The organism is Pseudomonas sp. P116 (assembly GCF_020149425.1).
Classification (GTDB): domain Bacteria; phylum Pseudomonadota; class Gammaproteobacteria; order Pseudomonadales; family Pseudomonadaceae; genus Aquipseudomonas; species Aquipseudomonas anatoliensis.
In genome coordinates this window covers 1-21,957 of record NZ_JACVHB010000010.1, presented here as the reverse complement: position 1 = coordinate 21,957, position 21,957 = coordinate 1, and the positions used below count along the sequence as shown (strand labels likewise).

27 protein-coding genes and 1 riboswitch are annotated in these 21,957 nt (G+C 58.0%); of the genes, 12 read left to right on the top strand and 15 right to left on the bottom strand.

Features of this window, described 5'->3' with window-relative positions; translation table 11 throughout:
- Positions 1–45: 45 nt before the first annotated feature.
- The 4 genes from ICA15_RS26625 to ICA15_RS26610 form a co-directional block, all read right to left on the bottom strand.
- Entirely contained in the window at positions 46–477 is a 432-nt protein-coding gene (locus ICA15_RS26625; protein ID WP_210555234.1) for a bleomycin resistance protein, read from the bottom strand.
- Positions 478–519: 42 nt separating this feature from the next.
- Positions 520–807, bottom strand: coding sequence for a barstar family protein (locus tag ICA15_RS26620; RefSeq protein WP_210555235.1), 288 nt, complete (start codon positions 805–807; stop codon positions 520–522).
- Positions 807–1,373 carry an AAA family ATPase gene (locus tag ICA15_RS26615; protein WP_210555236.1) on the bottom strand — a complete coding sequence of 189 codons (567 nt, stop codon included), beginning with the start codon at positions 1,371–1,373 and terminating at the stop codon, positions 807–809. Before ICA15_RS26615 ends, ICA15_RS26620 begins: the two co-directional genes overlap by 1 nt.
- Before the next feature lie 113 nt (positions 1,374–1,486).
- Positions 1,487–1,963, bottom strand: coding sequence for a hemerythrin domain-containing protein (locus tag ICA15_RS26610; RefSeq protein ID WP_150605027.1), 477 nt, complete (start codon positions 1,961–1,963; stop codon positions 1,487–1,489).
- A gap of 346 nt (positions 1,964–2,309) precedes the next feature.
- Here ICA15_RS26610 and ICA15_RS26605 point away from each other — a divergent pair, with 346 nt between their 5' ends.
- Positions 2,310–3,536, top strand: coding sequence for a zinc-dependent alcohol dehydrogenase (locus tag ICA15_RS26605; RefSeq protein ID WP_210555237.1), 1,227 nt, complete (start codon positions 2,310–2,312; stop codon positions 3,534–3,536).
- A gap of 49 nt (positions 3,537–3,585) precedes the next feature.
- On the opposite strand, the gene ICA15_RS26600 is transcribed toward ICA15_RS26605, so the two are convergent.
- A complete protein-coding gene (locus tag ICA15_RS26600) occupies positions 3,586–3,963 on the bottom strand; it encodes a low affinity iron permease family protein (RefSeq protein WP_210555238.1) in 378 nt (125 codons plus the stop codon).
- Between the two features lie 84 nt (positions 3,964–4,047).
- Here ICA15_RS26600 and ICA15_RS26595 point away from each other — a divergent pair, with 84 nt between their 5' ends.
- Positions 4,048–4,485: a DNA methylase gene (locus ICA15_RS26595; RefSeq protein ID WP_210555239.1), complete on the top strand. Its 438-nt coding sequence runs from the start codon at positions 4,048–4,050 to the stop codon at positions 4,483–4,485.
- Here the strand turns inward: ICA15_RS26595 and ICA15_RS26590 are convergent.
- From ICA15_RS26590 to ICA15_RS26570, 5 genes are all read right to left on the bottom strand, one after another.
- A complete protein-coding gene (locus tag ICA15_RS26590; RefSeq protein ID WP_042558859.1) occupies positions 4,482–4,697 on the bottom strand; it encodes a PLDc N-terminal domain-containing protein in 216 nt (71 codons plus the stop codon). The two genes, ICA15_RS26595 and ICA15_RS26590, sit on opposite strands and share 4 nt — an antisense overlap.
- 48 nt (positions 4,698–4,745) lie before the next feature.
- On the bottom strand, positions 4,746–5,672 hold the full coding sequence (locus tag ICA15_RS26585; RefSeq protein ID WP_210555240.1) for an ABC transporter substrate-binding protein: 927 nt from the start codon (positions 5,670–5,672) through the stop codon (positions 4,746–4,748).
- Complete coding sequence (locus tag ICA15_RS26580; RefSeq protein ID WP_210555241.1) at positions 5,669–6,028, bottom strand: (2Fe-2S) ferredoxin domain-containing protein; 360 nt, start codon at positions 6,026–6,028, stop codon at positions 5,669–5,671. Before ICA15_RS26580 ends, ICA15_RS26585 begins: the two co-directional genes overlap by 4 nt.
- Positions 6,028–7,965: a TonB-dependent receptor plug domain-containing protein gene (locus ICA15_RS26575; protein WP_210555242.1), complete on the bottom strand. Its 1,938-nt coding sequence runs from the start codon at positions 7,963–7,965 to the stop codon at positions 6,028–6,030. Before ICA15_RS26575 ends, ICA15_RS26580 begins: the two co-directional genes overlap by 1 nt.
- 92 nt (positions 7,966–8,057) lie before the next feature.
- Positions 8,058–8,264: riboswitch (cobalamin riboswitch) on the bottom strand.
- A gap of 52 nt (positions 8,265–8,316) precedes the next feature.
- A complete protein-coding gene (locus ICA15_RS26570) occupies positions 8,317–9,207 on the bottom strand; it encodes a LysR family transcriptional regulator (RefSeq protein WP_210555243.1) in 891 nt (296 codons plus the stop codon).
- 110 nt (positions 9,208–9,317) lie between these two features.
- Between ICA15_RS26570 and ICA15_RS26565 the strand changes: the two genes are divergently transcribed.
- The 4 genes from ICA15_RS26565 to ICA15_RS26550 all read left to right on the top strand — a co-directional run bounded on the left by ICA15_RS26565 (position 9,318) and on the right by ICA15_RS26550 (position 13,145).
- A complete protein-coding gene (locus tag ICA15_RS26565; RefSeq protein ID WP_210555244.1) occupies positions 9,318–10,325 on the top strand; it encodes a zinc-binding alcohol dehydrogenase family protein in 1,008 nt (335 codons plus the stop codon).
- A gap of 62 nt (positions 10,326–10,387) precedes the next feature.
- Positions 10,388–11,566, top strand: a complete 1,179-nt coding sequence (locus ICA15_RS26560) for an L-dopachrome tautomerase-related protein (protein WP_411959669.1) — start codon at positions 10,388–10,390, stop codon at positions 11,564–11,566.
- Between the two features lie 29 nt (positions 11,567–11,595).
- The gene (locus ICA15_RS26555) at positions 11,596–11,904 is read left to right on the top strand and encodes a putative quinol monooxygenase (protein WP_150618259.1); all 309 of its coding nucleotides are present in this window, start codon (positions 11,596–11,598) and stop codon (positions 11,902–11,904) included.
- A gap of 113 nt (positions 11,905–12,017) precedes the next feature.
- Positions 12,018–13,145: a saccharopine dehydrogenase family protein gene (locus ICA15_RS26550; protein WP_210555246.1), complete on the top strand. Its 1,128-nt coding sequence runs from the start codon at positions 12,018–12,020 to the stop codon at positions 13,143–13,145.
- 7 nt (positions 13,146–13,152) lie between these two features.
- On the opposite strand, the gene ICA15_RS26545 is transcribed toward ICA15_RS26550, so the two are convergent.
- Complete coding sequence (locus ICA15_RS26545; RefSeq protein ID WP_210555247.1) at positions 13,153–13,629, bottom strand: thiol-disulfide oxidoreductase DCC family protein; 477 nt, start codon at positions 13,627–13,629, stop codon at positions 13,153–13,155.
- Positions 13,630–13,744: 115 nt separating this feature from the next.
- On the opposite strand from ICA15_RS26545, the gene ICA15_RS26540 reads away from it, so the two are divergent.
- The 3 genes from ICA15_RS26540 (at position 13,745) to ICA15_RS26530 (ending at position 15,439) form a co-directional block, all read left to right on the top strand.
- On the top strand, positions 13,745–14,047 hold the full coding sequence (locus ICA15_RS26540; protein ID WP_150605040.1) for an ArsR/SmtB family transcription factor: 303 nt from the start codon (positions 13,745–13,747) through the stop codon (positions 14,045–14,047).
- A 72-nt stretch (positions 14,048–14,119) separates the two neighbouring features.
- Positions 14,120–15,115 carry a zinc-dependent alcohol dehydrogenase family protein gene (locus tag ICA15_RS26535; RefSeq protein ID WP_210555248.1) on the top strand — a complete coding sequence of 332 codons (996 nt, stop codon included), beginning with the start codon at positions 14,120–14,122 and terminating at the stop codon, positions 15,113–15,115.
- A gap of 21 nt (positions 15,116–15,136) precedes the next feature.
- The gene (locus ICA15_RS26530; protein WP_210555249.1) at positions 15,137–15,439 is read left to right on the top strand and encodes an antibiotic biosynthesis monooxygenase family protein; all 303 of its coding nucleotides are present in this window, start codon (positions 15,137–15,139) and stop codon (positions 15,437–15,439) included.
- 81 nt (positions 15,440–15,520) lie between these two features.
- Here the strand turns inward: ICA15_RS26530 and msrA are convergent, their stop codons facing one another.
- Entirely contained in the window at positions 15,521–16,030 is a 510-nt protein-coding gene (gene msrA / locus ICA15_RS26525; protein ID WP_150605043.1) for a peptide-methionine (S)-S-oxide reductase MsrA, read from the bottom strand.
- A 195-nt stretch (positions 16,031–16,225) separates the two neighbouring features.
- On the opposite strand from msrA, the gene ICA15_RS26520 reads away from it, so the two are divergent.
- The gene (locus ICA15_RS26520) at positions 16,226–16,450 is read left to right on the top strand and encodes a hypothetical protein (protein WP_150618265.1); all 225 of its coding nucleotides are present in this window, start codon (positions 16,226–16,228) and stop codon (positions 16,448–16,450) included.
- Positions 16,451–16,510: 60 nt separating this feature from the next.
- Here the strand turns inward: ICA15_RS26520 and ICA15_RS26515 are convergent, their stop codons facing one another.
- Together ICA15_RS26515 and tspO are read right to left on the bottom strand one after the other, a co-directional pair.
- Positions 16,511–17,494, bottom strand: coding sequence for an alpha/beta hydrolase (locus tag ICA15_RS26515; protein WP_210555250.1), 984 nt, complete (start codon positions 17,492–17,494; stop codon positions 16,511–16,513).
- Positions 17,494–17,934, bottom strand: a complete 441-nt coding sequence (tspO, locus tag ICA15_RS26510) for a tryptophan-rich sensory protein TspO (RefSeq protein ID WP_150605046.1) — start codon at positions 17,932–17,934, stop codon at positions 17,494–17,496. The genes ICA15_RS26515 and tspO overlap by 1 nt, the downstream gene beginning before the upstream one ends.
- A 183-nt stretch (positions 17,935–18,117) precedes the next feature.
- On the opposite strand from tspO, the gene ICA15_RS26505 reads away from it, so the two are divergent.
- Complete coding sequence (locus ICA15_RS26505; protein WP_150618267.1) at positions 18,118–18,351, top strand: hypothetical protein; 234 nt, start codon at positions 18,118–18,120, stop codon at positions 18,349–18,351.
- A gap of 251 nt (positions 18,352–18,602) precedes the next feature.
- Positions 18,603–20,522, top strand: coding sequence for a tyrosine-protein phosphatase (locus ICA15_RS26500; RefSeq protein ID WP_210555251.1), 1,920 nt, complete (start codon positions 18,603–18,605; stop codon positions 20,520–20,522).
- A gap of 81 nt (positions 20,523–20,603) precedes the next feature.
- On the opposite strand, the gene ICA15_RS26495 is transcribed toward ICA15_RS26500, so the two are convergent.
- Complete coding sequence (locus tag ICA15_RS26495; protein ID WP_210555252.1) at positions 20,604–21,572, bottom strand: AraC family transcriptional regulator; 969 nt, start codon at positions 21,570–21,572, stop codon at positions 20,604–20,606.
- Positions 21,573–21,957: the final 385 nt, after the last annotated feature.

The following is a 21,957-nucleotide window of genomic DNA, read 5'->3' as shown; positions in this document are numbered from 1 at the left end:
TCACGTTCCTTGAGTAAGTGGAGGGGGCGCGGCAAAGCCATATCTTCAGGTTGAACTGACCGGTCGCTCCCCCAGACGCTCTACCAGCCTTACCAGATAACCATCCGGATCCTGAACGATGAATTCGCGTTGCCCCACTTCTACCGTATCAGCCCGGTACCAGGTGTCCCGGCATTCCCGGTAAAGTGCAAAGCCTGCTTCGCCAAGTTTGCGGATGACGGGGTCCACAGCCTCGACATCAATCTGCAAATTGATGCCTCTGCCAAATGGTTTGCTCAGCGTAGCGGTCAGCCATTGACCAGCATTCGGATTAACTTGCTCGAGCATGACTTGCGCGCCGTTCAGATCCAGATAAGCAAAGCCATCTTCCGCACGCTGATAAGCAATGCTGAAACCAAGGCATGACACCCAGAAAGCCAAGCTGTTATCCAGATGGGTAACCATGAGTTCAGGAACCAGTTTGTTGCGTTCAAACATGAGATGACTTCCTTTTCGAGCTGTAGCCCATGAATTGAATCTTCAGTCGAATGCCACAGCGGGCGCTGATTCTGGATACTCGCTCGCCATTTGTGCCAGACATTTTTTCAGCAGTGCCGCCTCTCTGGGCAGGCGGCTGGAAAAACCATCCCAGCCGCAAATGTTCAAATGCATGGGCATTTCGACGAGCCCTGTGATGGCGTCCCAAAAAGCGTCCCAGTTGCAGCCGTACCAGTCGGGGAATCCGAGGGCTTCTTTCAACATGCCATGGAGTGCCTGGCTACTTTGCACTTCACTTAGATCAATACTCACAAGCTCAAGTCGCGACATCATTCAGCCTCGCGAATAACGCTATCGCTGTCGATGCTGTGACCACGTGCCGGTTTGTTCAGACCCGCCACAAACGCCGAAATCTGCCGCGTCCCGCTCAGGTGAATAACCGGAATCTGCGGTGCAATCGCCATTCGCCTGGCCTCGCTGCGTGGGCGATTGACTCGGTCAAAGTGCCAGACATATTTCAGAAGGACCAGAAAGGCTTTATCCATTCGTTCGGTGCATCCTGCCGGCAGATCCGCCCGTGGCCGGTTCAATGCACTGCGCATGATGACCCGTCGCAGGCAGGTCAGGCGCGGGGTTTCGAGCCAGATGATCAGGTCTGTACGGGGCAGGCGCAGATCGAAGGTGCGTTGGGAATAATTGCCTTCACATACCCAGGCATCTCCGGCGATGGCTTGTCGTACCCGCTCGCGGAAGACCTCGTCATCCGGTTCGATCCAGCCGGGTTCCCAGAACAGCGGATCAAGGTGAACAACGGGCACGTCCAGACGCTGGCCGATTTCCCGGGCCAATGTGGACTTCCCACTGCCGGAGTTGCCCAGAATGGCGATGCGTTGCATATGCAAATCCCTTGCGGCAAAAGTTGGCAATTCTAAGCCACCAAGGCCTGGGGCAGGCCATCGACCGCAAAAAAAAGCCCGGCAGTACGCCGGGCTCGGGATCGCTCAAAGCATTACGCAGCCATATTGCCGGCCGCCATGTCCTTCTTGTAGCTGGCCTTCATGGCTTCCATTTGCGCGCCGAGTTCATCGAGCTTGGCTTTGCCCAAGAGCTTTTTCGCCTGAGGGAACATTTCTGTTTCTTCCTCTTCGATGTGGTGCTCCAGCAACTCCTTGACCACTTTCACCCGGCCGGCAAATTCCGGCGTGCCGGGATCGGTCATTTTCAGGTCCGGCAGCACCAGCGAGTCCACCGTGCGGTGCTCTTCCTTGGCCTCGAAGTACATGATGTCCTGCTCTTTGCTACCGGCTTCCTTGAACGCGGGGTAGAGGATTTCTTCTTCCAGACGCGTGTGGATCGAGATTTCCATTTCCAGCTTGGCCAGCAACTCGGTGCGTTTTTTCAGCGCCCGCTCGGTGGATTCGCTCAGTTGGGTGAGGATGCCTTTTACTTTTTCATGGTCGGCTTTGAGAAGGTCGATGGCGTTCATGGTGGTTGCCTCTGCTATCACGGGTTGTACACAGGCCGTTGTGCCACGGCGCTATGGGATTCGCTGTAGCTATCGCATTTGCTGTGCCAACTTGCAGCGCAACCCTAAACCGCGCTGGATCAAAGGTTTGCGCCGCATGCGGCAAAAAGCCTTCGTGCAGGCTGCATGAACTGCGTCCGGCGGGCATTGCAGATCACAGTCTGTATGAGGTTTGCCGAAGAACAACCGCAGGTCTCCCTACATTCCACTAATCCGAATAAGCAAAAACGCAATGAACTCGTGGCGGCTTTCATCCTTCCGAAAATGAAGCAGCAATCCTTTCATCAGAAAGTACGAGGACGCCCCCATGCGAGCAATGACTTACCACGGCGCACATGATGTCAGAGTCGAAACCGTGCCGGACCCGATCATCGAAGCGCCTGACGACATTATCCTGCGCGTCACGGCCACGGCCATTTGCGGCTCGGATCTGCACCTGTATCGCGGCAAGATTCCCACCGTTGAGCATGGCGATATCTTCGGCCACGAATTTATGGGAATCGTCGAGGAAACGGGCTCAGCAGTGACGGCCGTGCAGCGCGGCGATCGCGTGGTGATTCCTTTCGTGATTGCGTGTGGTGATTGTTTCTTCTGCCAGCTGGAACAGTACGCCGCATGTGAAACCACTAACTCGGGCCCGGGTGGGGCGTTGAACAAAAAGGTCATTCCACCGCCGGCCGCGCTGTTCGGTTACAGCCGCCTGTACGGTGGCATTCCCGGTGGCCAGGCGGAATTGGTCCGGGTGCCGAAGGCCAACACCGGGCCCTTCAAGGTGCCGGGGACCTTGTCGGATGAGAAAGTGTTGTTCCTCTCCGATATCCTGCCGACGGCTTGGCAAGCGGTGACCAATGCCGGTATCGGCCAAGGGGCGAGCATTGCGATTTTTGGCGCCGGCCCTGTCGGTTTGCTCAGCGCGGCGTGCGCCAGAATGCTCGGTGCCGAACGCATTTTCATGGTCGATCACCACGCCTATCGACTCGAATATGCGCAACGCACGTACGGCGTGATCCCGATCAATTTCGATGACGACGATGACCCGGCAGACACCATCATTCGCCAGACCCCGGGCAATCGCGGCGTGGATGCGGTAGTCGATGCGGTGGGTTTTGAAGCTAAAGGCAGCACCACGGAAACCATCATGGCCACGCTCAAGCTTGAAGGCGGCAGCGGTAAAGCGCTGCGTCAGTGCATCGCAGCCGTGCGTCGCGGTGGCGTGGTGAGTGTACCGGGGGTGTATTCCGGACCGATTCACGGCTTCCTGTTTGGCGATGCATTCGACAAGGGCCTGACATTCAAGATGGGCCAGACCCATGTCCAGCGCTTCCTTCCTGAGCTGCTGGGGCATATCGAGACCGGACGCTTGCAGCCTGAGGCGATCATCACCCATCGGATGTCGCTTGAGCAGGCGGCCGAGGGCTACAAGATCTTCGACAAGAAAGAGGAAAGCTGCCGCAAGGTCATTCTCACGCCGGGCGGCAGCGATGTGCCGTTGGCGGAGACGTTTGAGACGCCTGCATTAGTGCCGGCGACCTGAGTCATTGTTCATGGGCAGTGGAGTGCGCAGGCACTCCATTGTCTGACGTTCACTCCACTTTCGACTCGACATCGATCTCATCGGCTTCACCGAGCGCTCTGTAGTGCTTGCGCAATTTACGCAGTTCACGGGTGCCCATTTTGTCCAGCCCCAGCGTGGCGTTCTGCGCATCCTTGGTGGCGCGAATCAGTTCGTCGATCTTGAGATGCAAGATATCGTTGTCGCGGTTTTGCGTGTTTTGGATCAGGAACACCATTAGAAACGTGATGATCGTGGTCGAGGTGTTGATGATCAGTTGCCAGGTGTCGTTGTAATGAAAGAAGGGCCCGGTAAGTGCCCAGATGATGATCAGGACAATGGCGGCGATGAAGGTTTTGGAGCTGCCGGCCCAATTGGACAGGGCCTGGCAGAAAGACGCGAATTTCATGTTCGTACAAGCTCTTGAGGAAGGTGAGGGATAGACCTCAGCAGTCCTTTGAAATTCTTTTTTACAATTTGGTGAGGCGGATTCATGGGTAAAACCATCTCGGCAGAAGATCTGGAGATCAGCTTTGGCGACGCGGCAGATGAGGTGGCGATGTTCAAATGGTTGATCGCCAGTTTCCTGATGGGCAAACGCATACAGGCTGATATTGCTGCGCAAGCCTATCGGGTGATCGTCGAAAAGCGTCAGCGCGACACGCCGCGCAAGTTGGCGAACTGCAGCCATCGTGAATTGGTGGTGATGCTTGGCGAAGCGCATTACGTGAGGTACGACGAAACCACCGCTACGCGCCTTCTGGCGTTGGCACACAAGCTCAATGATGAATACGCAGGGAAGGTCGGCAATATCGTGGTCGAGAGTGCCGACCGCCAGGCGTTCGAGAAACACCTGGCGGAATTTGACGGGATCGGTCCGAAGACCGTCGAGATTTTTATGCGTGAAGCAGGGCCGGTACTTTTTGGTTAACGGCCAGGACGCGCGGCGGTGCTCGGGCTGATGTGTTTAGGGCCGGCGATTGCCCAGGCGATGAGCCCGAACAGCGGCACAAACACGATCAATACAATCCAGACCCCCTTGTTGTTCGATTTCCCCTCACTCTTGCGCACCCGATTGATGGCCCACAGTTCAATCAGTAGAAGAACTGCCGCCAGTACGATCCACACGGTTTCGATATGCATTGGCTACCTCCTGATGGTCTTTCTTAGGTGGCTTGAGGTTCGGCGGGTTCATTTATTTTTCTGCAGCGCCTGGAATTGCTGCGCCAGGTGCAGCGCGACACGGCCGCTGCCCACCGTCGGCAGCAGGTGGGTGAAGGGGATGTCGATCAGGCGATTCTCACGCACGGCGCGCAAGCGCGATAACACCGGATCATTTTGCAGCAGCTGACGTTTGCGCCAGGCCGGCGACCATTCGGCGTCGGCCAGCAAGATGACGTCGGGATCGCTGATCAGCAGGGTTTCGCGATCTATGGTCACGCGATACTGGTTGACCTCGGCGAATAGATTGCGCGCCCCGGCAGCAGCGAGCAGGGTGGTCACGAAGCCGCGCCCGCCCTCTGAATCCAGACCGTTGACCTCGCTGTCCAGATAGAACACCGACAGCGGCTTTTCGCTGCCGATCAGTGCGCGGGCGCGGGCCAGATCGGCGTCCATGGCGGCGCTCAGTTGCTGCGCTTTTTGCTGTTTGTGCAGCAGCGCACCGAGGGTCAGCAGGTCATTGCGCACAAGCTCGAAATAATCCAGCGAATGCCCCGCGCAAGCGGACTCCAGTAAATAGGAGGCCACGCCGTTGCGCGCCAGACCCGAGCGTGATGTCACGCCATCGCCGAACGCCGTGGCAAAGCCGCCGACCACCAGATCCGGTTTCTGCGCGTACAGCACTTCGCTGGATGGATAGCGCGGCGCGATCACCGGAACCCCGGCGTACTCGGTCTTTCGACTCCCGGTATGGGTGTCGTCCAGATAGGCAACGCCAACTAACGTCGGGCCTGCATCCAGGGCGATCAGCAGATCAGCTGCGTGCTGATTGAGTGCGATGATGCGCGATGGCGGTAATTGTGCAGCGCTCCAGGTTTCGCCGCAGTTTCGATAATTGTCAGCGAGTGCCGGTGATGTGCAAAGCAGGGCCATCAGGCATAACCCAAGCGTTCTCATGCGCGCTCCTTGATCAGTAAATCCTCGACCATCTCACCACCGACCAGGTGCACCTCGACCAGCCGTTGCACGTCGGCGTCGCTGTGCACGCCATACCAGCAGGTCTCGGGATACACCGTCAGAATCGGCCCTAGGTTGCACGGAAACTGACAATGCGTGCGCGTCAGTAACACGCCGCCCGGGGTTTCGATGCGGTTGTGCGCCAGCAGGTGCCGGCGCAGGGTTTTCCATAACTGCAAGGCGCCGCGCTGGGTGCAGCGCGGGCCGGTGCAGAGGAACACGTGGCGCGCATGTTCGGGAACGTGCGACCAGTCCGGGTGTGTGTCGATGCCGTCGACCGTTTTGAAGTCAGCCATCAGAAGCGGTACGTGTAGCGTACTTCTGAGGTGAACGGCCGTCCGAGGTTGTCGACGTTGCTGGCGCGGCTGGTGACGTAATCGCGGTCGAAGAGGTTCTCTACCAGCAGGCTGACGCGGTGTTGACGGGCATTGTCGAGGTAGCGATAAGCATCGGCATCGATCACTGAATAGTGACCGTACTCGACCTGTTTCGAGCTGGTCACATCGCGGATATAGCGGATCGCGCCGCCGGCACCCCACATGCGATTTTCCGACTCGAAGCCTATGCGCGAACGGGCGAAGAAGCTCGGGATGTCATTGATGGTCACGCCGCTGCGCGACTCGGTGAGGTTGCGGGTCATGTCCGCTTGCAGGCTCCATTGCGCGTTGATCGCCAGTTTCGCGTCAGCCTCGAAACCGCGCATGCGCACCTGGCCCTCGCCGTTGACCCAGTGGCTATCGTCGAGGGTGATCAGGTCGTCGATCTTGCGTTTGAACACGGTGACGCTGGCACTGAACGCGCGATCGAGCAGCAGGCCCTTGTAGTCGAGGCCCAGTTCGGCGTTGCGGCTTTTTTCCGGTTTAAGGTTGCGGTTGCCGATCTCGTCGCCCGGTTCGTTGACGAACAATTGCTCGGCGTTCGGCAGTTTGTAGGCGCTGCCGTACTGACCGCGCAAGGCCCAGTTGTCGTTGAGATCGTAGAGCGAAGTGAGCATGCCGACCGTGGCGCTGTCGCCGCCGCCCATGGCTTCGTGGCGAACGCCGACGCTCGGGTGCCAGTCGGGCAGGGCGTCGATTTGCGGACGCAACTGGGTGTAGATCGCGTGGGCTTCGGCCTTATCGTTGTCGATGATCAGCACATCGTCCTGGCCTTTGAACCATTGGTTGTCGGTGCCGAACACCAGCACATGACCGCCGGACGATTCAGCCTTGCCTTCGGCCTGCACACCCCAATCGGTAAAGCCCCAATAGTCGTTGTGGTTGATGGCTTTGGTGGCGCCGCCCTCGACATTATTGATGCGTGTGTAGCGGGTGTCCCAATCGTTGATATGGCCTTTGACGAAGTAGCTCAGACGCTCATTGAGATTTTGCTCGAAGGTCGCCGTAGCGATCTGTTGCACGCGGTCGTTGGTGGTTTTGTGGTTATCGACCGGGCGGGCGAAATCGAGGTTGGCGTCGGCATATTGATAGAACAGCTCCAGCCGCGAGTCGTCGCCAAACGACTGAATCGCCTTGCCACCGAACGTGGTGACTTCATAGGCGCGTTTTTTCTCGGTGACGTTTTTCATGTCGCGGTTGCGAAACGGCTGGTAACCGTCGGAGACGTTGTGGCTGACATAGGCCAGCAAGCCCAGATCGCCGAAACCGTTGCTGAAGATGTTCTCGACCCGGGCATCGCCGGTGGTGCCGCCGAAGGTGTCGAGGCCCATGTTCACCTCGCCCGAGGCCTTTCGACTCTGCGGCGAACGGGTGACGATGTTGATCACCCCCGACACCGCTTGCGTGCCGAACAACAGGCTCTGTCCACCCTTGAGCACTTCAATGCGTTCGATGGCGTTGGCCGGCAAGGTGTCCAGGTACAAGCCGCCGTACAAGCGGTTGTTCAGGCGTACGCCGTCGAGCAGGATCAGCGTATCGTCGTTGCGCCCGCCCAGCAGGGAGTAAGTGCCGTAGTCGAACGGGCCGTTTTTCGGGGCGACATAGAGGCCGGGAATGAACATCTGCATGACGCGACTGACATCCGCCGCGGGGCCGGCGCGCTCGATCTGTTCGCGGCTGACGATGTCCACTTTGCTGCCGTAATGCGCCATTTCGGCGACGGTGGTGGACTCCACCGACGGTGCGGAAACGATTTGCTGATTGAGTTCCAGTGGCGCGTCGTCAGCCAGCAGCAGCGGACTGAACAGGCAACCGAATAACAGGGATGGAGCAGAGGTGTTGAAAGGTCGAATCATTGTCTTCTCGAAAGGATCTTCGCAGAAGAGCATGCAGGAGAAGGCATCGCGCACACGCCGACACCGGCCCATGCCCGCCCACCGCAGGATTTTGCCAAACAGAAATTTCGGGCCGGTCTCCGGGCTCGCGCGTATCGATGCTTTCACCTTCCCATGGCCGTCTGGCCACAGTGGTGTGTCGAAAGCATCACGCGCATACCGTTGCGGGGGCAGCACCGGACTTGTTCAAAAAGAACGTACCGGTTTCCCGTTTCACCCCATGCACGGCGGCATGGGACACCTGAAACTGGACGGCATCTGAACACTCGAATGACCGTTCGTCAACGCCGCAGCTATTATCGGACGCTCAGTTCAGCCCGGCTGTAGAGCGGCAAACTGGTGGCTCAACCACGTATACAGTTGCGAGACAGCGGGGGAGATTTGTTTGCGATGCGGGCACACCAGACTCAACGGCGAGGCCTCTCCCGCAAAGTCCGGCAGCAGCACAAGCAGGCGTCCTGCGCTCACGTCAGCGCTGACATCCAGCCAGGATTTGTTGGCGATACCTTCACCGTCCAGTGCCCAGCGCCGAACCACATCGGCGTCGTCGCTGAACAGCGGGCCAGAGACTTGAATCGTCTGTCCGGTCAGGCACCATTTGTCGTAGACCCGACCATTCTGCAGGTAGAGCAGGCAAGGATGATTCAACAAGTCGTCCGGCGTTTTCGGTTGCCCGTGGCGTTGCACATAGGCTGGAGATGCGACCAGCACCCGGTTATTCCAAGGCGCGAGTGGCAGAGCCACGTAGTTGGCGTCTTCGTTGGTACCGTATCGAATGGCGACGTCCACCGGGTCGCGAAACAGATCGGCTTTCTGGTCCGACAGCACAAGGCGCAGTGTCAGTTCCGGATGTTGACGACGGAACATCGTTAACCACGGCAGCAGAATATTGCGCCCCAGATCAGACGGTGCAGTGACTTGCAGCACGCCGCGCAGCGTGGCGTTTTCACCACGCAGATTTTCCTCGCCTTGCTTCAGGGCTTCGAGCACGGCGTGGGCGGTGGGCAGGTATTGCTCACCTTCGGCAGTCAAACGCAGGCTGCGGGTGGTTCGCGCAAACAGGCGCACATCCAGTTCGCGCTCCAGGCGTTTGATGGCGGCGGCGACCTGCCCCGGCAACAAATCGGCCTCCAGCGCCGCGGCGGTAAAGCTGCCCAGCGCTGCGCTGCGGGTGAACAGGGCGAGATCATCGATGCGGATCATTTTCTCTTCTGCAGTGAAAGTGTTGGCGCATTCTGCAGGTTTTTCTTTCTCCGTGGGAAGTCGAAGATGGTGGCACGTGAATGCTTCAACCCTTCAGACAGCGAGTCCCCATGAAAGCCATCACCTTTTTACAACACGCCCTGCCCATTGAAGATCCGCAATCATTGCAAGACATCGAGATGGCTGCGCCAGTGCCCGGTCCGCGTGATCTGTTGGTCGAGGTACGTGCCGTTTCAGTCAACCCGGTCGACACCAAGGTGCGCGCCGGTACTTTCACCAAAGAACCGAAAATCCTTGGTTGGGATGCGGCCGGCATCGTCCGCGAAGTCGGTTCGCAAGTGACGCTGTTTCAACCGGGCGACGAAGTGTTTTACGCCGGCTCGATTATTCGCAGCGGTAGCTACAGCGAATTGCATTTGGTGGATGAGCGGATTGTCGGGCGCAAGCCGCGTTCGTTGAGTGCTGCCGAGGCGGCGGCATTGCCGTTAACGTCGATCACGGCGTGGGAATTATTGTTCGACCGTCTCGGTGTCGCCGAGGCCAGCGGGGAGGGCAAATGCCTGTTGATCACCGGCGCGGCAGGTGGCGTCGGTTCGATGCTGGTGCAACTGGCTCGCCAGTTGACCCGACTCACGGTGATTGGCACCGCCTCGCGCCCGGAGACCGCTGGTTGGGTGAAGCAGTTGGGCGCCCATCACGTCATTGATCACAGCCAGCCACTGCTCGCTCAGTTGCAGGCCCTCGGGATTGCCGAAGTCGATTACGTCGCCAGCCTGACCCACACCGAACAGCACTTTCTACAGTTGATCGAGGTGCTGCGACCGCAGGGGCGTTTAGCGGTGATTGACGATCCCGAGAGCCTTGATGTGATGCCGCTCAAGCGTAAGTCGTTGTCGCTGCATTGGGAGTTGATGTTCACCCGTTCGTTGTACGAAACGGCGGACATGATCGAGCAGCATCACCTGCTGAGCCGGGTCTCTGACCTGATTGATCTGGGGGTTTTGCAGACTACCATCGGCGAACACTTCGGGGCGATCAACGCGGCAAACATGCGCCGGGCTCATGCGCTGGTCGAGAGCGGCAAAGCCCGGGGCAAGATCGTTCTCGAAGGTTTTTGATAACCGTCACTTGAATCGTCAGACAGGCTCCATAAAGGGCCTGTCAGGAGCACTTTATGCGTATGAAAAAACTCTCCGCGGTTATCGCCTTGTTATCGGCTGCCGCGTTTGGTCCGCCGTTCGCCCATGCCATCAACGCTGTCGCCTTGCCGGCGAATGCACCCGCCGATCGATCCTTCGGCAAGCTTGAACAAGTGCATGCGTTCTACGATGCGATGCCTACCGGTGTGACCGTCAGCGAGACCGGGCGGATTTTCGTCAACTTTCCGCGCTGGGGCGACAACGTGCCGTTCACCGTGGGTGAGATCCGCGACGGCAAAGTGGTGGCCTATCCGAACGCCGCGATCAACACGGAAAACCCCAACGACCCAAGCGACGGATTAATCAGTGTGCAAAGTGTGGTGGCCGATGGTCAGGGGCGTGTCTGGCTGCTCGACACAGCAGCGCCGGGCTTCGCTGACCCCAAGCCGCGAGGAGCGAAGCTGGTAGCGATAGACCTTGCCAGCAACAAAGTCGTCAAGCGGCTGGTGTTCCCGGACAACGTCATGTTGCCCAGCACATATGTCAACGACATGCGTTTCGACTTTCGCAACGGCGCCGAGGGCACCGTGTATCTGACCGACTCCTCGCTGCGAGGCCCGGGCGCGATCATTGTCATGGACATCGCCAGCGGGCGTGCCATGCGTCGTTTGAGCGGCGTGCCAGCAACGTCGGTTGATCAGGCTTTCGTCCCGGTCGTTGAAGGCTTGCCAGTGATGGTCGAAGGCGCCGGCGGCAAACCCAAACCGCTGGGTGTGGCGTCGGACGGTATTGCCCTGTCAGCCGATGGCCAGACGCTGTATTTCACGCCTCTGTCCAGTCGACACCTGTATGCCGTGTCCACTGCGCTGCTGCGCGATGCCACCGTCAGCGAGCAACAACTGGCTGCCGCCGTACAGGATCTGGGCGAGAAAGGGGCCTCCGATGGCATGGAGGCTGACGCCGACGGCGCCGTCTATGCCGGGGACTACGAACACAACTCGATCCGCAAGCGGCTGCCGGATGGCCAATGGCAGACGCTGGTGCACGACCCTCGTTTGCTCTGGCCTGACACGTTGTCGATTGGCCCAGATGGCTATCTGTATTTCATCGCCAACCAGTTGCACCGCCAGGCGGCGTTTCGCGGCGGACAGGATCAACGACAGAAACCCTACAGCCTGCTGCGTCTGGAAATCGATGCGGCGCCTGCGCCTACGCGGTAATACCTGTTTTATCTTTCGGAGAACTGATGATGAATGCGTCCACTGAAGTGTTGGTTTCAATTGCCGTACTCAAGGCCAAAAAGGGTCAGGAACAGGCCTTGAAAGAAGGGCTTCTGGCACTGGTCGAACCGACCCGGGCAGAGCCAGGCAATCTCGATTATGTGTTGTTTGAACTGCGCGACGAGCGCGGCACCTTTTACATGCGTGAGGCGTTCAAGGATCAAGCGGCACTGGATGCGCACTTCGCCATGCCCTATTTCCAGCGCTTCGCTGCTTCGGCGGATGACCTGCTTGAAGAGCCCTTGCAACTGATCTTTCTTGAACAGGTATCGAGCTGACGGCATCGCGCAATTGTTGAGTGGCTTGTGGGTACCCGGGTCTATATTCTTCACGGCTGTTTATGCGCGTCGAATAGTGGCTGAGAACAGCCTTTCAATTAGGGAAGAATTGAATGCCGTTCAGGGTGATGGTGGTCGGTGGCTACGGTAATTTCGGTAGCATCGTTTGCGGGCATTTGGCGGTCATGCCGGGGGTAGAACTGCTGCTCTCGGGACGCGACCCGCATAAGTTGCAGCGCAAGGTCGATGAGCTGAACAGCCAATCGGCTGCTGTCGCCGAAGGTTGGTGCGGTGATGTCATGGGCCCTGCGTTCAGCGCCGCTTTGCGCTCGCTGAGTATCCGCTTGGTCATCCACACCGGCGGGCCGTTTCAGGGGCAATCCTATGCGGTCGCCGAGAACTGCATCGCTGCCGGAGTGAATTATTGCGACCTGGCGGACTGCCGAACCTTCGTCAACGGCGTGGGTATTCTCGACGCACGGGCGAAAGCGGCGGGCGTGGCGATCCTCAGTGGTTGCAGTTCGGTGCCGACGCTTTCGTCAGCGATCATCGATCAGCAGCGTCACCGATTCTCGCGTATCGATTCGATCGAATACGGCGTATCCGCTTCGACGAAAATGCCAGGCCTGTCGACGATCGAAGGTGTGCTGGCCTACGCCGGCAAGCCGATCAAACAATTGAAAAACGGCAAGGTGCATGAAGTGTCGGGTTGGCAGGATCTGACCCTGCGCAAAATACCGCAACTGGGCACCCGCTTGCTGGCGAATGTCGACGTGCCGGACCTGGATATTTTTGCCGGACGCTATGGCGCGCACACGCTGAGCTTCAAGGCAGGTGCGGGGCTGAAACTCGCCGGTGTTGCCAACGCTTTGTTAGCGCAGGCAGTAAAAATCGGGCTGGTTCGCGACCATCTCCCTTGGGCCGCCAGACTGCATCGGCTGGGCTGTCGATTCGAGCGATTCGGCGATGGCAAAAGTGCCATGTACATCGACGTTCAGGGCGCTGGCGTTGAAGGACAACCGCTGACCATGACCGCACAACTGACCGCTTTTAATGACAAAGGCCCGGAAATCCCCAGCTGCGCCGCCGTCGCACTGGCCGCGAAAATGGCTGCAGGTTATGTTCCGCAACCGGGTGCCCGGCCTTGCGTCGGCGAAATCAGCGTCGCTGAATACCTGTCCGCGATCAACGATCCGGGCAACTTGAGCCTGTCCGTGCAGTTTTCTGACGGGCAGTCCTGAGCACGCTTTATCGGTGTGCTTGTGCTGAAGATGGCGCAGGCATTTTCAGAAATCGCTGCTCGTGATCAGGACTCGGCAGCAAGCAGCTGTCGTACTTGCCGAACAGCCGATAACGGTTCAACGCGATGCGGTCATAAGCCCAGTCCCGCAGCGCCCGCGGGAAAACGCGCAGCAAGCGCAAGGGCTGCCAACGGCCTGACAACTGGCCGATGACCTCGAAAAAGGCCTCCGATCGCTCCCAGTAATTCCGGTCACGAATCACCGCCATGGTGTTGAACTGGTCCATCGGCAACCCGGCCCACGCGAGCAGCGCCTGCCCCTCGGGCGACTGCACTGCTGCCAGCCGCACACGCCGCTGATGATCATGCCGAATCAGAAACCGCGCCCAGCCATTGCATAGCTTGCACACACCGTCGAACAGCACCACGGTTTCGCCGGGTTTGAGCAATGGCGCGGGGGTAGGGCGGGTTTGCGCGGTTGGCATGAGCGTGAGTCCATCGCAATCGGGTTGCTGCGGATCATATCGCAATGCTCCCGGTCGACTGAAATGTGCTGGATTCTCGTATTGACATATCGAAAAATGTCGATATCCTCGCGGCATGGACTTACTCGAAATATTCAAAGCACTTTCAAACCAGACCCGACTTGAAATCCTCAAGGGTTTGAAAGACCCCGAAAAGAACTTCCCGCCACAGGATGAAGGTGACGTTCATACGGTGGGCGTTTGTGTGAGCAGTATCCAGGAAGGTGTCGGGCTGTCGCAGTCGACGGTGTCTTCTTATCTCGCAACGCTGCAACGCGTGGGTTTGGTTGAAGTCAGGCGTATCGGTCAATGGACCTACTACAAACGCAATGAAGCGGCCATCAGCGTTCTTGCCGAGATCATCGGGAAGGACCTGTAGTTTTCAGCTGTCTTTTTACCTGAAGATATCGAGAAATCTCGATATCCCTTTTTGTCGAAATGAGGATATACGATGAAAGCTCTGATACTTAAATCATTTGGCGGCCCGCAAGCGTTCGAACTTTGCGACGTGCCCAAGCCCGTGCCCCAATCTGGGCAAGTTCTGGTACGGATTCACGCTACTTCGATCAACCCGTTGGATTTCCAGGTTCGCCGCGGCGATTATCCAGATCTTGTGCAACTGCCGGCCATAACCGGGCATGACGTTTCAGGCGTCGTCGAAGCAGTGGGGCCGGGCGTGACAACCTTCGCTCCCGGAGACGAAGTCTGGTACACCCCGCAAATATTTGACGGGCAAGGCAGTTACGCCGAGTACCACGTTGCATCCGAAAGCATTGTCGGCAAGAAGCCTGCTGCGCTAAGCCATCTGGAGGCAGCCAGCCTGACGTTGGTCGGCGGGACGGCGTGGGAAGCATTGGTCGTACGTGCCGCGCTCAGAGTGGGCGAAACCATTCTGATACACGGTGGTGCCGGGGGCGTCGGGCATGTGGCGATCCAACTGGCAAAAGCCATCGGCGCCAAGGTGTTCACGACCGTGCGCGAAGCGAACAGTGAGTTCGCACACAGTATGGGGGCCGATGTGATCATCGATTATGAAAAGGAGGATTACGTCGACGCCATCCTGCGGGAAACCGCTGGGCGCGGAGTCGATGTGGTGTTCGACACTATCGGCGGCAACACATTGTCACGCAGCCCCGACGCGCTCGCTCAATTGGGGCGGGTTGTCTCGATTGTGGATATCGCGCAGCCACAAAATGTCGTTCAGGCCTGGGGCAAGAACGCCAGTTATCACTTCGTTTTCACCCGACAAAACCGCGGCAAGCTTGATGAACTGAGCGCGTTGATTGAACGCGGTCAACTGCGCCCGCACGTGGGGGCCGTCTATTCGCTTGCCGACATTCCACTCGCGCATGCCCGGCTGGAAAGCCCCAACAATGGAATTCAAGGGAAGATCGCGATTGCCATCGAGGACAGTCTCATTGCGTCAGTACGCACTTTCAAACATTGAAAACCTATTTGGAGACACGCCATGATCTATGAAATCGCTTTGCTTCCCGTTCGAAAAGAACAAATAGAACAGTTCCGCCATGCGTTTGCCGAGGTCGCGCCCTTACTTACTCGCGCAAAGGGTTACCTCGGTCACACGTTCGCGCAAGGGCTCGAAAGTCCCGAGGTCTTCAACCTGATTGTGCAATGGCAAACACTCGAGGATCACACGCCGGGTTTTGAAGCGAGTGATGACCATCAGAGGTTCATGCTGGGCTTGCAGGATTACTTTTCGCAAGAGCCGACGGTGTATCACATTGACGGGCCGGAGTTTGCTAAAGGCTGACGGGAAAAGCCGAACAGCCCCCGGTGCCTTTTAGAGAAAGGTATAGGGGGCTGATGTCGGAGATCTGCGAACTCACTTTGGCTAACAGTCGCGCTTGGGCAACTTCCAGTTCGGGCGGATAAAGTGGCAGGTGTAGCCATTCGGAATACGCTCCAGGTAATCCTGGTGTTCCGGCTCCGCTTCCCAGAAGGGCCCCGCCGGTTCGATTTCGGTGACCACGCGGCCTGGCCACAATTTTGAAGCGTCAACGTCTGCTGCAGTGTCTTCGGCAACATCGCGTTGCTGTTCGCTGAGGTAGTAGATCGCCGAGCGATAGCTGGGCCCGAGGTCGTTACCCTGACGATTGGGTGTGCTCGGATCGTGTATCTGAAAGAAGAACTCGAGGATCTGCCGGTAACTGATCACGGCGGGATCGAAGACGATTTCGATCGCTTCGGCATGATTGCCATGGTTGCGATAAGTGGCATTTGGCACATCGCCGCCGGTGTAGCCGACCCGCGTTTGCAACACACCGGGGTAGCGCCGCAGCAGGTCCTGCATCCCCCAGAAGCAACCGCCGGCGAGGATGGCAGTTTCGGTTTGGCTGGTCATGGGTCTGTCCTTCCCCTCGGGGAATGTCGGGTGTAGTCATTGTTATGAGGGCGTGTCGGCGAATTCCAAGGCTGAAGCGTTCAATTGAATCATTGACTGCGTCAATAACAGCCATTAACCCAATCAGGTTCTCATATCGAATGGGCGGCGTAAGATCGGCTCCATACCCAACCACTGCACACGGAGCACATCAATATGAAACGCCAAACCATCCTCGGCCTCGCTTTCTCGCTGTTCGCACTGAATGCTGTTGCCGGCGCTACTCAAACCGATCCACTGTTCAGCGATGCGGTTGCAGCAGCCACTCAGACTGACCCATTGTTCAGCGACGCTGTGGCTGCTGATGGTGCGGATCGTCTGAAGGGCAATCTGGTTGCCGAAGGTGGTGCAGATCGGCTGCTCGAGCGCCGTGCCGTGTGAATGCATGGCTTGATCGCAGTTCTCAAAAGAAGCCCGGCCTTATCAGCCGGGTTTTTTACGTCAGTTCAATAACGAATGCCCGCTGACCCTAGCGCAAATCCATTCACGGCTGTAGCTCAATACGCTTTCAGCAATGGCGGTTGGAAAATGGATGAAACCGTGGGGCGAGGAGGGCAGCAGGTACATCTCGACAGGCGCCGATCGCATCCAGCGCTCGGCCATGTCGAGGGTGTCGTCGCGTAGCGGATCGAGTTCCCCGGCAAACATCAGCGCCGGCGGGAAATCACTGAAGTCGCCATACAGCGGTGACAACGGTGGCTGACGGCGCTCTTCGTCACTCAGGTCTGGCGTGAGCATGCGCAACGCTTCCACCATGCCGGGACCGTCCAGTACCAAAGTTTGCGGCGGCGCTGAGCGGACGCTCGGCGTGCCGGTCAAATCGTATACCCCGTAATACAGCAGCGCGCCGCTTACCCGTTGCAGCAAATCGGGCGATTGCTTGAGCCCCAACAAAGTAGCTGCCGCCAGATGACCTCCGGCCGACTCGCCAACGACAATCACCGGCAGATCGGCAAACTCGTCGTCAGTCAGTAACCATCGAGCCGCCGCCAGACAGTCTTGCATCACTCCTTCAATGGGGGTCGATACCGCGAGCCGATAATCCACCGAGACGACAGTCACATTGCACGTATTAACGATGGCAACGTTGAAGTTGTCATTCATCTGCGCGTTGCCGATCACCCAGCCGCCACCGTGATAATCCAGCACAACGCCTTTTGCTCGACCTTTGGGCCGAATGATCCGCACGGCAACCGGTACGCCGCTGCTATCAATCACCCTTCTTTCAGCCGTGAGGCCATTTTTGCGCAGCTTGCTCGCGCCGCCGATCTGGCTGGCGCGCAGCAGCGTTTGAATCATCCTCGGCAGCACGCGATTGCGGATTTTAAAGCGCGGCAACCAGGCGAGTTTTTTGTTGAAGGCGTGTACCTGCGCCAACTCACGCTCGCCCTCCGGCCAGGGGGCTTTTCGGGTGAATGTGTTCATCAGCGGTTCTTGATCAGAATGGAGAAATTCAACGCCGCGGCGACGCATAGCCATGCCAGATATGGAAACAGGATTAAACCAGTGATCAGATCAAGCTGCACGGCCAGTACCACCATTGCCGCAACGACCAGCCAGAGCAGCGTCAGGATCACCATGGCGGCAAGAATTTGATGTGCGCCGAAGAACACCGGAGTCCACAGTGTATTCAGGGCAATCTGCGCGGCCCACAAAGCCAGTACCGTCTGACTCCCGGGAATAAGGCTCAAGCGGTAACCCGCCCAGGCCAGCAACAGATAGATCACTGTCCAGGCCACCGGAAAGGCCCAGTTGGGTGGCGTGAAGCCGGGTTTGGCCAGCGATTCATACCACTCGCCCGGTTTGAACATGACGCCAGTGGTCGCGGCGGCCGCGCACGCCAGAAGGAATATAAAGAAGGTCATCGCCAGTCCTTAGCTGTGATCAGCTGTTTGGGAGTGTAAGAAAAGGACGCCGGGTGGCGCGAAAAGTTTGCATTGAGTGAAGACATTTCTCCAGGCGCGCACGGAGCGACATGCAGTTGAACTAAAAGCTGACTGGTGCGTCAGGATAAACAGTTGCTTCTTCCTACAACCCTGGATGAAACCATGCACACCTATCTTCTGGAATACCTGTTCAACGGCGAGCCTCGCACTCACACCTTCGAGCTCAAGGAGCCTCAATTGGCCGATCACGAGGCGGCCATGCATCTGCTGGAACTGCATCTGGGTGATGCCGAAAACGGCCTGATCATGCCCACCGCAGACTCGACGCCGCAGGAAATTCTGCAGCAGGCCGAGCGGGTAGGGATTACACAGATTCAGGTGATCGCTAATCACTGAAGCATATCCAAGGAGCTGCGGCACGCTGCGATCTTTTGATCCTGGTTTTTAAAAGCCAGATCAAAGGATCGCAGCCTCGTCTCTCTCGAATGCTCCTACATGGATTTGGCTTGCGACTCCCATGGATGGACAGATCGCGCACCGCACGGCCCGATCGCGCCGCCATTTCCATCTGCACTCAATCTGTCATATTCAGTATCACTTCATTACCGATAGTAGCCAGCCCAACGCTTATTCCATGAGGCTGCACTGTGTTCCGACGTCTTCTGTTTTCGCTGTCCGTTATGAGTCTGTCCATCGCCGCTGCCAACGCCGCCGAATCCCTCCCGCTCGATACGCCGCGCCTTAGCGGCATCGACAACTTTCGCGATATCGCTGGCCTCACCACCGCGTACTCCACGGCCAATGACGGCACGATGCGCAGCGGCGTGTTTTACCGTTCCAACGCGCTGACCCCATCGGCGGCGGATCTGGAGACCCTCAACAGTCTGGGCATCAAGGCCATTTACGACCTGCGCACCCCAAGCGAAATTGCAGCGACCCCGGACACGCTACTTACCGGAGCGACCTACGAAAACATCGACATCATCGGCAGCACGACCTCCGGTGCGAACATCACTACGTTCTCGTTTAAAAGCGCCGCCGACGCCATCGCGATGATGGAGCAGACCAATCGCGCGTTCGTCAGCGATGCGGGAATGCGCGGCCAGTTCGGCAAATTGTTCAACGAGCTCGCGAGTGTCGATGCTGCCCAGCTATTCCACTGCACCGCTGGCAAGGACCGTACAGGCTGGACGGCCGCTGTGTTGCAGAGTATCGCTGGCCTCGACGATGCGACGATCATGGCCAACTATCTGGCGACCAACGATTACACTGCCGCTCGCGTCGCCGCGACATTGAAGGCACTACCGCCGAGCATGGCGGTTATCTATGAGCCGTTACTCGGCGTCGAGGCAAGTTACTTGCAGGCAGGTCTCGATGAAGTGGCCGCGCAGTACGGCACGATGGATAACTACCTGAAACAAGGTTTGGGTCTGTCACAGGAAACGATCTATGTCCTGCGCGGCAAACTGGTCGAGTACAACAGCTTGCCGGGTCAGGCGGGTCTGGTCGGCAACGCTGCGGCAGGTGCCGAGTTGCTGCGACAGTTACAGAACTCTGACTTGTCAGGCAGCTACAGCGCCTATAACTACTACCTGCAATCAGCCATCGATGCCGGAACCCTCGGCGGTGTCGAATCCACGGTCGGTGGTCAGGTCCACGCCGACGCGGCCAGCTACCTGCTGCGCCAGAACGCGCTGATCGACCAGGCCGCCGCACCGTTCGCCAGCGGCACCGACCTGAAAATCGGCCAATACCGTTTGTGGACCACTGCGCTCGCAGGCTACCTCGGCACCGACGGCTCCTCCCACGCCGAAAGCAGCAACGAACACAGCCAGGGCCTGATGGTCGGTATCACCCAGCGATTCTCCGAACAACTCAGTGCACGCGGCGGCTTCGGCTATAGCAACGGCACCGTCGGCGGTGCGGGTGGTGAGGCTGATACAGATTTCACCTTCTTTAATATGGGGGCTCGCTATGGCTTCGCCAGCCTGGAGCGTGGTTTGTTTGTTGATGCCAACGTCAGCGCCGGTTACGTCGACTACGACAGCAAACGCGAACTCGGTGGTGGCCTCGGCACAGCCAAAGGCGACACTCACGGCAATCTCACCGGTGCGACTTTGGCATTGGGTTACCGCGTTCCAATGAGTAGCGTGATTATGGAACCGAGCCTCGGCGTACGCGTCAGCCACCTCGACCTGAAGGGCTTTAACGAGAAGGGCAGCGAACTGGCGCTGGACGTCGATGACAGCAAGCAAACCCGCCGCAGCGCTGTTGCCAATCTGGATATGTCGTTTGCCCCGATCGCAATGGGCTCCTGGCAACTGGTGCCGGGGGCGCGCGTGGGTTACGAGCATGTGCTTGGCGACCACCAGGTCGACAGCGAAAGTCATTTGCTGGGACTTGATGTCGAACAGCGCGCCGCTTTTGACAACCGTGATCAGTTCACTGGCGGCGTTAACATCATGGCCAGCCTGGGGCCGATGAGCGTGGGCGCTGAAGTCGGTGCCAGCGGTGGCGGCGACAGCCATGGTTTCGCCGGCAGCCTCAAGGCCAGCTATGCGTTCTAAATAGGGACTGCCTTCTATATATAGCGAGGGCGCACGCGTGCTCGCTCTATATAGCCAGTTATTTAATGAGCAACCTTAAAGTCAGCCCCGAGACTTCAAATCCGCAGGGCTGACCCCATAAGCATTTTGAAAGTACTGACAAAACCGCCCGACATTGCTGAACCCAAACCTCGACGCCACGCCAGTCACCGAGTTCGAATGCCGCTGAGCAAGCGCCTCATAAGCCCGTTCCAGTCGCACCTGCCGCTGATACGCCACAATAGACGTCCCGACAAACCGCCGAAATCCCTCCTGCAATGCCCGCTGACTGACATTACTCAGGCGTGCCAGATCGACGCCACTGATCAGTTGCTCTGGGTGCGCCTGAATAAACTCAACCGCCAACTTCACATGCCGCGGCGCTACCAATGGTGCCGGGCGGCGTAACGCCTCAGTGAAATTGTGCGGCCACGCTTCCAGCACCGCATCGATCAGCATCTCCCTGAGGCGTGCCGGCATTAATGTCCCGCTATTAATAAGCAGATCGAACTCGGTGCCCGTCGCCAGATCAATCAGGGCTTTTATTCCTTGAAACGCTGCGGCGGTCAGATCGACCATTGGCTCGAAGATGACCTTTTGTGGAATCGGTTTGCCCAGCAGCGCCGACAACCGTTCGGTGAGCTGCCCACGATTGATCGACATTCCATGTTGCGCGTGATTGTTGTGGAAGTGCATCGAGCGGATATCGGCTTTGTCGATCGCCAGGCCAATCTGCGAAACGCCGATAGTCTCGGTGGTGTGGTTGAAGATGATGGTGCCGGCGGTGGGGATGACGAAGGTGATCTCGTCCTGCGGGTCGGGGAAGGTGACAGTGAAGTCGCCGTGGTAATACATGCGACGGAAGCTGACACCTTCGTGCCGACCGTAGACGCCGCTGATGATGATATTAGAGGGCAGCGGTGGCATGTCTGAATAGCGGTTGCCGAATAGCCTGGAGAAGAGAGCGCCGAAGTCGTCGCTGCGAAGGTTATCGGAGCGCAGGATGATTTGCTGGCGTGGGGTTGGGAACACTTTGGGTGGTTCCTTTATCGGGGGTGCGCGTTGGGGTGGGGACTTGGTTCGGCGGGGGAGGTTAGCAGTCGCAGATAACAGGATTGTGACGGTCGGTGCAGACTGGGCTGCAACCGTTTGATTCCTGTCAGGAAAAGAATTTTCCAATGGGGGTTGACCCTAAGTTTCAGTCCTGTATTATTCACCTCCCGCCAGACAGCAGATTGCTTCTAGCGGGTGTAAGTGATTGATTTTAAATGAAAATAATCACTTGACAGTAAATGAGGCTGCTGTAGAATGCGCGCCTCGGTTGAGACGAAAGATCTTAACCAACCGCTCTTTAACAACTGAATCAAGCAATTCGTGTGGGTGCTTGTGGAGTCAGACTGATAGTCAACAAGATTAT